At 62.7% G+C, this 9,483-nt stretch carries 11 protein-coding genes; 5 read left to right on the top strand and 6 right to left on the bottom strand.

Annotated elements, in window-relative coordinates; genetic code table 11:
* Positions 1-193: 193 nt before the first annotated feature.
* On the top strand, positions 194-886 hold the full coding sequence (locus WBA38_RS10295; RefSeq protein WP_424322651.1) for a DNA alkylation repair protein: 693 nt from the start codon (positions 194-196) through the stop codon (positions 884-886).
* Position 887: 1 nt separating this feature from the next.
* Here the strand turns inward: WBA38_RS10295 and WBA38_RS10290 are convergent, their stop codons facing one another.
* The 3 genes from WBA38_RS10290 to mftR form a co-directional block, all read right to left on the bottom strand.
* Positions 888-1,283, bottom strand: coding sequence for a DoxX family protein (locus WBA38_RS10290; protein ID WP_424294463.1), 396 nt, complete (start codon positions 1,281-1,283; stop codon positions 888-890).
* 38 nt (positions 1,284-1,321) lie between these two features.
* On the bottom strand, positions 1,322-2,380 hold the full coding sequence (locus WBA38_RS10285) for a 2Fe-2S iron-sulfur cluster-binding protein (RefSeq protein WP_424294464.1): 1,059 nt from the start codon (positions 2,378-2,380) through the stop codon (positions 1,322-1,324).
* Between the two features lie 109 nt (positions 2,381-2,489).
* Positions 2,490-3,125 (bottom strand): mycofactocin system transcriptional regulator, encoded by a 636-nt coding sequence (gene mftR / locus WBA38_RS10280; RefSeq protein ID WP_424294465.1) that lies wholly within the window; start codon positions 3,123-3,125, stop codon positions 2,490-2,492.
* A gap of 139 nt (positions 3,126-3,264) precedes the next feature.
* Here mftR and mftA point away from each other — a divergent pair, with 139 nt between their 5' ends.
* The 4 genes from mftA to mftD all read left to right on the top strand — a co-directional run bounded on the left by mftA (position 3,265) and on the right by mftD (position 6,244).
* Positions 3,265-3,357: a mycofactocin precursor MftA gene (mftA, locus tag WBA38_RS10275; RefSeq protein ID WP_424294466.1), complete on the top strand. Its 93-nt coding sequence runs from the start codon at positions 3,265-3,267 to the stop codon at positions 3,355-3,357.
* Entirely contained in the window at positions 3,357-3,716 is a 360-nt protein-coding gene (gene mftB, locus WBA38_RS10270; RefSeq protein ID WP_424294467.1) for a mycofactocin biosynthesis chaperone MftB, read from the top strand. Before mftA ends, mftB begins: the two co-directional genes overlap by 1 nt.
* A 3-nt stretch (positions 3,717-3,719) precedes the next feature.
* Positions 3,720-4,943: a mycofactocin radical SAM maturase gene (gene mftC / locus WBA38_RS10265; RefSeq protein WP_424294468.1), complete on the top strand. Its 1,224-nt coding sequence runs from the start codon at positions 3,720-3,722 to the stop codon at positions 4,941-4,943.
* A gap of 83 nt (positions 4,944-5,026) precedes the next feature.
* Positions 5,027-6,244, top strand: coding sequence for a pre-mycofactocin synthase MftD (gene mftD, locus WBA38_RS10260; protein WP_424294469.1), 1,218 nt, complete (start codon positions 5,027-5,029; stop codon positions 6,242-6,244).
* Positions 6,245-6,438: 194 nt separating this feature from the next.
* On the opposite strand, the gene WBA38_RS10255 is transcribed toward mftD, so the two are convergent.
* From WBA38_RS10255 to WBA38_RS10245, 3 genes are all read right to left on the bottom strand, one after another.
* A complete protein-coding gene (locus WBA38_RS10255; RefSeq protein WP_424294470.1) occupies positions 6,439-7,257 on the bottom strand; it encodes a hypothetical protein in 819 nt (272 codons plus the stop codon).
* Positions 7,258-7,485: 228 nt separating this feature from the next.
* Positions 7,486-8,286, bottom strand: coding sequence for a mycofactocin-coupled SDR family oxidoreductase (locus tag WBA38_RS10250; protein ID WP_424322650.1), 801 nt, complete (start codon positions 8,284-8,286; stop codon positions 7,486-7,488).
* 163 nt (positions 8,287-8,449) lie between these two features.
* Positions 8,450-9,483: CaiB/BaiF CoA transferase family protein (locus WBA38_RS10245; protein ID WP_424322649.1), on the bottom strand; the 1,034-nt coding region annotated here is incomplete at its 5' end.

Raw genomic sequence — 9,483 nt, 5'->3', positions numbered from 1 at the left:
TGCGCCCCTTTTCTGTCACCATTCGACCTAACCTTCACCGATCATCCCGATCGGTGACGGTTAGGTCGGCGAGGGGCGGCCTCAAGTGACAGAAATGTGCCGATAAGGTCGGTGGAAATCGGACTTTTTGAGATCGGGGTGCGTTGTGGGTACATCTCAGAAGGTGCTGGGGTCTAGTTCCAGTGCTGCGGACATCGTGACGACCTTGATAGCGGCGGGCACCGTTGAGCGCGCGGCGTCGTCGCAGAGATTTTTCAAGACGGGCCCGGGGGAGTACGGCGAAGGCGATCGGTTTCTCGGGCTCGCTGTGCCAGCGCTGCGGTCGTACGCGAAGCATTTACGTGGGCTTCCAGCTCCGGTGGTTAGGGAACTGCTGTTCAACGATTTTCACGAGGTTCGGATGCTCGCGCTATTCGTGGCCACGGAGAACTATCGTCGGCTCGACGACCGCGAGGCCTGGGTTGCTCTCTACCGGGACGCCGTGCGCGCGGGACGTGTCAACAACTGGGACCTCGTCGACTGCTCGGCCGCGGTGCTGCTCGGTGATTGGCTGGTGCGCTCGGACAGCTTCGATGAATTGTTGGTCTGGGCATCATCTGAAGCTCTATGGGAACGTCGGGTCGGCATCATCGGCACGCAGGCGTTCATCCTGGCTGGACGGTCCGACGCGCTCCTGGCCGTCGCGACCCTCGTGATCGACGACCGCCGCGACCTCATCCAGAAGGCTTTCGGCTGGATGCTGCGCGAAGTCGGCAAGCGCGTGGACGAACAGGTCCTGTTGGAATTCCTGGAAGCCAACGCCGCACGGATGGGTCGGACCGCGCTGTCCTACTCGATCGAGCGGTTGTCGAAGGAACAGCGGTCGTACTTTCGTGCTCTCCGCTGAATCACGCAGACGCGGCGTCAGCAGCGGGTTTCCGTGCTCCGCGCCGCACGATTAGCGCGATGACGATCAGCGGGATCTGCAGGGGAAGTCGGGCCCACGCGAGAGTCTTGAGTGTCGGGCTCTTGTCGACCCATGTACGAACCATGTTGATGTTGGCGGGGAAGACGGCGATGAACAGCATGGCCGCGAGGCCCGCAGCGGTTCGCCGCGATCGCGGGTTCAGAATCGTTGTGCCCAAAACGATTTCGGCGGCACCTGAGGCGTACGTCCAGGCGCGTGGATCGCCCGGGATCTCTTTCGGGATCAGTGAGTCGAAGGGCTTGGGCGCGACGAAGTGCAGGACTCCGGGCACCAACAGGATCAACGACAAGACTCGGGCCAGGCGATCATTGCTCATGGCCGGAGTCTACGTCGTCGAAGATGATCGACCGGGGGCTAGAACTCGATCTTGAGCTTGTCTGCCGTCGGGCGGGCCTGGCAGCCGAGGATGTAGCCGTCGGCGATGTCGTCGGGATCGAGGGCACCGGTGACCTCCATGTCGACCGTGCCTTCGACGAGGGTGCAAGCGCACGAACCGCACTCGCCTTCCTTGCACGAGTAAGGTGCGTCGAGGCCCGCCGACAGCATGACGTCGACGAGGGTGCGCGACCGCGGCCACGCCAGGGTGTGGGTTTCGCCATCGAGTTCCACCTCGACCTCAGCGGCGGCCGCGGCTTCTTCAGCCGAAACCTCTCCCAGTTCAACGTCTTCAAACGGATCGCCAGAGAGTGAGTTGTAGATTTCGACATGGATGTTCTTGGTGTCGAAGCGGCTCTTCAGCAGGCCGCTGTGAGCCGCGTCCATGAACGGGCCCGGACCGCACATGTATGCAGTATGCGTGCCAGCCATCGGAGCAAAGAGGGTTGCCAAGGTGCGGTCGCTGGGCAGGCCCTGAACCGACTCAAGCCAATGCAGCACGGTCAGTCGTGCCGGATACTTGGCCTGCAGCTCGCGCAATTCTTCGGCAAAGATGACGTCGTTCTCGCTGCGGTTGGCGTAGAAGAAGGTGATCTTGCCGGTCCCGGTCTGCAACGCGTGCTTCAGGATCGACATCACCGGGGTCACACCCGAACCCGCCGCGATGAGCAGCAGGGGAGTGTGGAAGTTGGCGGGCGTGAACACGCCGGACGGCGGTAGGGCCTCGACCTGCACGCCAGCGGCGAGGTTGTCGCAGATCCAGTTCGATCCGTAGCCGTCGGCCGTCCGCTTGACGGTGACCTTCGGGAGCTTGTCGTGGCCGGGGGCCGACGACAGCGAGTAGCAGCGCGCCACCGAACCCGTCTGATCACTCGGGATGCGGAGAGTCAGGAACTGTCCGGGCAGGTAGTCAGCGAATTTTTCCGTATGCACGTCGGGGATGTCGAAGACGATGCTGCGCGCATCGGCCGTCTCATCGATCACCTCGGAAACGGTGAGGATGGCACTCCGGGTGCTGTGCGGGGTCAGTTCGGTCATTGCTGGACTCTCTGTGGAATCGATCCCGACACGAAGCCCGGGAACAAAAATAGAACGTGTTCTATAACAGGATATCAGTGGAACAAAGATGCAATCGAGTTCATTCCGGCTAGTGGGATGCTGCGTGCTTGGTTGCTGTCGTCACCAGGGACGACACACCGTTGATGAGGATCTCGCTGCCCGCCCACAGGAGCTCGGTGAGGTCGGAGTCCGGGTCGAGTAGCCATTGATCGTAAGCAGACAATGCGGTGCCGAGAGTTAGCCACGCGATGGTTTGGGGGAGGTGGGCCTCGGGGGCCGTTCCCAGGCGGTCGGCGCAATACTCGGCAATCACGTGTCGCCAATCCGCGTACATCAGCATCGAATGTGCCTGCAGTGCAGGGACTTCCAGTAGTAGCGACATACGACGACGATGCTCTTCGCGCTCGGAGTCGGGCACCACATTGAATGCGATGAGCGCGTCGCGCAAGGCGATGCCAAGGGGTGCATCGTCGGGACTGGTGTGGAGGAGGTCGCGTAGTCCGTCGAGGTGTTCCTCGAACTCGCCCCAGGCAAGTGAGTTTTTCGACGGGTAGTAACGGAACAGTGTGCGACGGGCGATGCCGGCTGCGGAGGCGATGTCGTCGACGCTGGTCTCGTCAAACCCATTTTCGGTAAACAGGTCAATCGCGATGCTGGACAACCGTCCTCGCGTGGTGGCTGCAGGCCGACCGCCGAGGATTCCGCTCCGCCCAGATCTGGTCATTGCTGGCATCCTTCCAGGTTATTCGCCCTTTGCGGGGGTCTGGTCACAATTTTCTTGCCCAACTACTAGAGATTATGCACCCAGTGCCATTATGGTGTGAAGCGAACCACATCAGGACCCATTAAGGAGGTTGGTTCAAATGGCCGATCAGGCAAACACGACTCAGCACGATCTCGTTGCTGAATCACTGGTGGAAGAAGTGTCCATCGACGGGATGTGTGGCGTCTACTGATGACGGCACCATCAAAGCCTGCTTCCGGTAGCCCTGCGGCTACCGGAAGCGGTGCTCCCTTCAATCTCGACCGCGCCTGGCGGCTCAACCCGAAGGTGGCGCTGCGCCCCGAACCCTTCGGCGCGCTGCTGTACCACTTCGGAACACGCAAGCTGTCGTTCCTCAAAAACCTTGTCGTCGTCTCGCTCGTAAAGTCGCTCGACGGCGCCGACAGCGCTGAGGCGGCGTTCGTTGCCGCAGGCATTGTCGACGCCGACCGTCCGCTGTACGTGCAAGCGCTCTCGGCGCTCGCCGACTCCGGAATGATCATCCCGGCTGAGCCCTCGCTCGCCGCAGAACCATCCCTCACCGAGGAGTGACCCGTGACCACTGTGGAAACCCGCCCCGTCACCTCCCAAGTTGGGGTCACCCCCCAGGTTGGGCGTCTCGTCGACCAATTTGAAAAGGGTCTCGACGCGCCGATCTGCCTGACGTGGGAACTGACCTACGCCTGCAACCTGTCGTGCGTGCACTGCCTGTCGAGTTCGGGCAAGCGTGACCCGCGTGAGCTGTCGACCGAGCAGTGCAAGGCGATCATCGACGAACTGCAGCGCATGCAGGTCTTCTACGTCAACATCGGTGGCGGCGAGCCGACCGTGCGCCCGGACTTCTGGGAACTCGTCGACTACGCGACCGACCACCAGGTTGGTGTGAAGTTCTCGACCAACGGGCTGCGTATTACTCCAGAAGTTGCCGAGCGGTTGGCCGCGTCCGACTACGTCGACGTGCAGATCTCGCTCGACGGCGCGACCGCCGAGGTCAACGACGCCGTGCGCGGTGCCGGTTCGTTCGACATGGCCGTCAAGGCACTCGAGAACCTGTCCAATGCTGGCTTCGGCGACGCCAAGATCAGCGTGGTGATGACCCGCCACAACGTCTCGCAGCTCGACGAGTTTAAGGCTCTCGCCGACCGCTACGGTGCGACGCTGCGCATCACTCGTCTGCGTCCGTCCGGCCGTGGCGCCGACGTCTGGGACGACCTGCACCCGCAGCCGGAGCAGCAGCGTGAACTGTACGACTGGCTCGTCGCGCACGGTGATCGCGTGTTGACCGGCGACTCGTTCTTCCACCTGTCGGCATTCGGTGGAGCCGGCGGAGCCCTGCCGGGCCTCAACCTGTGCGGCGCTGGTCGAGTCGTGTGCCTGATCGACCCCATCGGCGACGTCTACGCCTGCCCGTTCGCCATCCACGAGAACTTTCTCGCTGGCAACATCACGACCGACGGGGGCTTCCAGGAAATCTGGCAGCGGTCCGAACTGTTCACTGAACTCCGTGAACCGCAGAGTGCCGGGGCGTGCGCCAGCTGTAATCACTACGACTCCTGTCGCGGTGGCTGCATGGCGGCGAAATTCTTCACCGGGCTGCCACTCGACGGTCCCGACCCGGAATGCGTGCAGGGTTATGGCGAGGAACTCCTGGCTGGCGACCGGTCGAAACCGACCGCCAACAAGGACCACTCGCGCGGAGTTCCGCTGACCTTAATGACGCGTCCGCCGTCACGCGACTGCGACGAGAACCCGCTCGCCGGGTTTGCGCCCCAGTCGTAGGTAAACGCACAAGGTAAACACCGTAGGGCTTGCGTTCTACCGCACCTGTTTTCATCACCACACCCCCTGAGGGAGATCTCATCATGTCCAAATTCTCCGAACTGATGGAGAAGAACCCCTGGCGTCGGAACCCCTGGTTCGAGACCGTCGGGGAAGCCCAGCGTCGTGCCAAGAAGCGACTGCCGAAGACCGTCTACTCGTCGTTGGTGGCGGGTACCCAGGCAGGCATCACCGTCAACGACAACGTTGAGGCCTTCAACGAGCTCGGCTTTGCACCGCACGTTATCGGCGCCACCCCCGAGCGCAATCTCACCACCACGGTGATGGGGCAGGAACTCCCATTCCCGGTGATGATTAGCCCGACCGGCGTCCAGGCTGTTAACCCGGACGGTGAGGTCGCGGTGGCCCAAGCCGCAGCCAATCGTGGAACCGCGATGGGACTGTCGAGCTTCGCGTCGAAGCCGGTGGAGGAAGTTACCGCCGTCAACGACAAGGTGTTCTTCCAGATTTACTGGCTGGGCAGCCGCGAAGACATTCTGGCGCGCGCTAACCGTGCTCGCGAAGCCGGTTGCAAGGGCTTGATCGTCACCACAGACTGGGTGTTCAACGTCGGTCGTGACTGGGGTAGTCCAGAAATCCCGGAGCAGGTGGATTTGCGGGCGGTCGCCAAGCTGGCGCCGGAAATGATCACCAAGCCCAGTTACGCGATGAGTTGGTTCCGTGACGGCAAGCTGCTGATCCCGGACTTGGGTGCGCCGAACATCGCCCACCGCGGCGAGCCCGGCCCCACGTTCTTCGACGTCTATGGCCAGTGGATGAACACCCCGCCTCCCACCTGGGAAGACCTGCAGTGGCTGCGCGAGCAGTGGGGTGGCGAGTTCATGGTTAAGGGCATCACCCGCATTGACGATGCCAAGCGTGCCGTCGACATCGGTGCCACGGCCATCTCGGTGTCGAACCACGGTGGTAACAACCTCGACGGCACCCCGGCGACCATCCGCGTCCTCGGCCCCATCGCGGACACGGTTGGCAAGGACGTCGACGTGCTCCTTGACGGCGGTATCCGCCGCGGCAGTGACGTCACGAAGGCCCTCGCGCTGGGTGCGAAGGCCGTCATGATCGGCCGCGCCTACCTGTGGGGCCTCGCCGCGAACGGCCAGACCGGCGTCGAAAACGTCCTCGACCTGATGCGCATGGGTGTCGATTCATCACTCATGGGCCTCGGCAAGTCCGACGTCGCCGACCTCAGCCGCGACGACCTCATCATCCCCGAAGGGTTCGAACGCACCTTCGGCGCGTAGGTCGGGGCCAATTTCCCTTTTCTGTCACGATTCGACCAGACCGTCACCGATCACTGCGATTGGTGACGGTCTGGTCGTCTCGCGGCCAGGTTTCGGGACAGAAAAGGGACAAGCGACACGGGGCGACGGGGCCCATGGTGCGGATGAGGCTCTAGTCGCCTAATGACACACGACGACGCCGCACCTTCGTCGGCTCAGTCACGCCTATTCAGGTGGAGGCCGGCCTGGAAAATCTTACGTAGCCGACGGTCGACGACGGGCCAGTGATCGAAAAGATGTTTCGACGTCAGTCGGACGGTGATGTAGTCGTCGCTGACGGAGACGAAGTCTCGATCGAGGTCGGTGTGGTACTGGTTGGGGTCTTCGCGATGCTGTCGGCCGTCGTACTCAATAATCAGGCGGTCGCCCACGAGGCCATCGACGTAACCCACGCCAGGCAGATATACCTGCGACCGGTACGGCACGCCCATCTTCGAAATACGCAGTCTGCCAATGGTTTCCAGTCCCGAGGCGGCGAGACGGTCGCACTTCTCGATGAGCCGGTGAATTCGCGGTGGCGCTTTGTCGAAGGCTGACGAGAGCGATTCTGGTGAGATCATGCCTTGGTTAAGCGCCGAGTCGCAGGCGGCCACAAAGGACTCATCATCCATGCACCGGGCCGCGTGGCGCAGGGCGACGTAGACGCTGTCGACGGCGGTGTCCTCGGGTTCCGGACGCCCAAATTGTGTGCAGAAGCCATTGTGCTTTCGATGCGCCTGCGAATTGCCTCGGATATGGAGCTTGTTAGTGAGATCGCGGACCCATACGCCGTGCCACTTTAGGGCCGAGATGCAACTGAGGACGCCGCCGCGTTGAACTGCTTCGACCACCGTCTCGTCGGCGTCGGTCATTGCGTACCAGCCCCAGCGAAGGCGTTTGACGAGGCCTTCTTGGACAGCCCTGTCGATCTGGTGTTTCGTCGCACCCTGAGCGAAGAGCGCGCGTCTTCTAAGAACTCCCCCGTGGTAATCCATGACGATAGGGTCGCTGCTGCGGGTCGTCGTCGAACTTGAAAAGGGCTGGTTGTGGACGGATTCGCGGGTCTTTCGAGGTTGTCCACAGGTTCGTTGTCCCTTTTCTGTCGCGAATCCGGAATCCGGAACGACCAGACCGTCACCGATCGTGGCGATCGGTGACGGTCTGGTCGAATCGTGACAGAAAAGGGAAATGCAGGGCCGGAGGCCGGAGGCCCGGGCTCCGAACTAGACCTTGGAGTGGCCCATGTCGATTTGGAATTCGGCGCCGGTGACGGACTGGGCGGTGGAGAGGTAGAGGACGGCGTCGGAGAGGTCGTCGACGGAGGCGACCGGGTAATGGTTCAGCATCGACGGGAAGTGCATGCCGTATTCCTCGAAGGCCTTCATGGCCGACGTATCTTCCAGGCCCATCGGCGTGAAGACCGCGTACGGGTGCACCGTGTTGACGCGAATGTGCTTGGGGCCCAGTTCCTTAGCGGCGGTCTGGGCTAGGCCGCGCAGGCCGAACTTCGACGCCGAGTACGACGCCTGGACCGGCATCGCCTTGAGGCCAGCGACCGATGAAATGATGGTGATGCTGCCGCCGTTACCGGCCTCAAGCATCGCCGGGATGCCAGCCTTCAGCGTCTTCCAGGTGCCGACGAGGTTGGTATCGATGACGTCGGTGAACTGCTCCTCGGTGAGTTCCCACGTGAGGCCCCACGTCAAGATGCCCGCATTGGCGACAATGTGGTCGAGGCGACCGAACTCCTTAACGCCATCGGCGACTAACTGCTGCTGGAAAGCGAGGTCGCGGGTATCGCCCTGCCGAGCCAGGATCTTGCCGCCCTCCGCCTCGACCAGGCGCACGGTCTCGGCGAGATCGTCGGTTGTCGACGATGGGTAAGTCATGTGATCGGCGACCGGTCCCGCGATGTCCATGCCGATAATGGAAGCGCCCTCACGTGCAAAACGGATGGCGTGATTGCGTCCCTGTCCACGGGCGATGCCCGTGATGTAGACGACCTGACCGTCGAACTGACCCATGGTAGTACCTCTCGTAACCTGATTTTCCGTCACAGTAACACGTTCTAATTCGAGGTCAGCGCCTCGCGCGCGGGCCGACGCATAATTACGTCTCTAGACGAACGAAATTGGTGAGGTGTTGGCTCCGCACCCGAAGCCAACACCTCCCCAATTTGTGGTCGGGTTAGTCCTGCCAGACGGCAGCCGGGTCGGTGGCCGTGCGGGCCGGCCCGGTGGGGGTTTCGGTGGCAGACCGCGAGAACCGCGGTGCCACCTGCGCCTGCATCACCCCGTCAATCTCAACGAGGGTGCCGCGTGCTGCCAGGTGCGGGTCGGCCGGTGCTTCGGTGAAGTCCAGAATCGGCGACGTGCACGCATCGGTACCGTCGAAGACTGCCGCCCACTCGTCGCGCGTCTTCGTTTTGAAGGTGTCGATGAAGATCTGACGCAATTCGCCCCACTTCGAGACGTCCATCTGGCCGGGCAGGGACGCCGGATCCAGCTCGAGACCCTTAATCAGTTCGGCATAGAACTGCGGTTCGATGGCTCCGACCGCCATCCATTTGCCATCGGAGGTCTCGTACACCTCGTAGAACGGTGCTCCCGTGTCGAGGAGGTTGACGCCGCGACGGTCCTGCCACAGCCCGGTGCCGCGGAACGCCCACATCATCTGGCCCAACACCGAGGCGCCGTCGCACATCGCAGCATCGATCACCTCGCCCTTGCCGGAGGAGGCACGCTCGACGAGGGCGGCGAGGATGCCGACGACGAGGAACATGGAGCCGCCGCCGAAATCGCCAACCAGGTTGAGCGGCGGGGTCGGCTTCTCGTTGGGGCGACCGATGGCGTGCAACATGCCGGTCAGCGAGATGTAGTTCATGTCGTGGCCAGCGAGGTCGGCGCGCGGGCCGTCCTGGCCCCAACCGGTCATCCGGCCGTAGATCAGCGCCGGGTTGACGGCTTCCAGATCGCTGGGGCCAAAGCCGAGGCGTTCCATGACGCCGGGACGGAACCCTTCAACGATGACGTCGGCCTTGCGGACCAGGTTAAGGATGGTTTCCCGGTCTGCCGGATTCTTGAGATTGGCTTCGACCACGCGCCGACCGCGCAGTAGGGCGTCGGCGTGGCGGTTCGGGTCGGGCAGTGTTCCGGGGCGCTGGACGCGGAGCACGTCGGCGCCGAGGTCGGCAAGCAGCATCGCCGCGTGCGGGCCCGGGC

This window comes from Gordonia sp. (in: high G+C Gram-positive bacteria), assembly GCF_049647785.1.
Lineage (GTDB): Bacteria > Actinomycetota > Actinomycetes > Mycobacteriales > Mycobacteriaceae > Gordonia.
The sequence above is the reverse complement of the archived record's forward strand: the minus strand, read 5'-3'. Positions and strand labels throughout refer to the sequence as shown.

Coding starts and splice junctions, on each gene's coding strand:
- WBA38_RS10290 (WP_424294463.1), bottom strand. CDS start 1,283: ATGAGCAATGATCGCCTGGCCCGAGTCTTGTCGTTGATCCTGTTGGTG.
- WBA38_RS10255 (WP_424294470.1), bottom strand. CDS start 7,257: ATGGATTACCACGGGGGAGTTCTTAGAAGACGCGCGCTCTTCGCTCAG.
- mftA (WP_424294466.1), top strand. CDS start 3,265: ATGGCCGATCAGGCAAACACGACTCAGCACGATCTCGTTGCTGAATCA.
- mftB (WP_424294467.1), top strand. CDS start 3,357: ATGACGGCACCATCAAAGCCTGCTTCCGGTAGCCCTGCGGCTACCGGA.
- mftR (WP_424294465.1), bottom strand. CDS start 3,125: ATGACCAGATCTGGGCGGAGCGGAATCCTCGGCGGTCGGCCTGCAGCC.
- mftD (WP_424294469.1), top strand. CDS start 5,027: ATGTCCAAATTCTCCGAACTGATGGAGAAGAACCCCTGGCGTCGGAAC.
- WBA38_RS10250 (WP_424322650.1), bottom strand. CDS start 8,286: ATGGGTCAGTTCGACGGTCAGGTCGTCTACATCACGGGCATCGCCCGT.
- WBA38_RS10285 (WP_424294464.1), bottom strand. CDS start 2,380: ATGACCGAACTGACCCCGCACAGCACCCGGAGTGCCATCCTCACCGTT.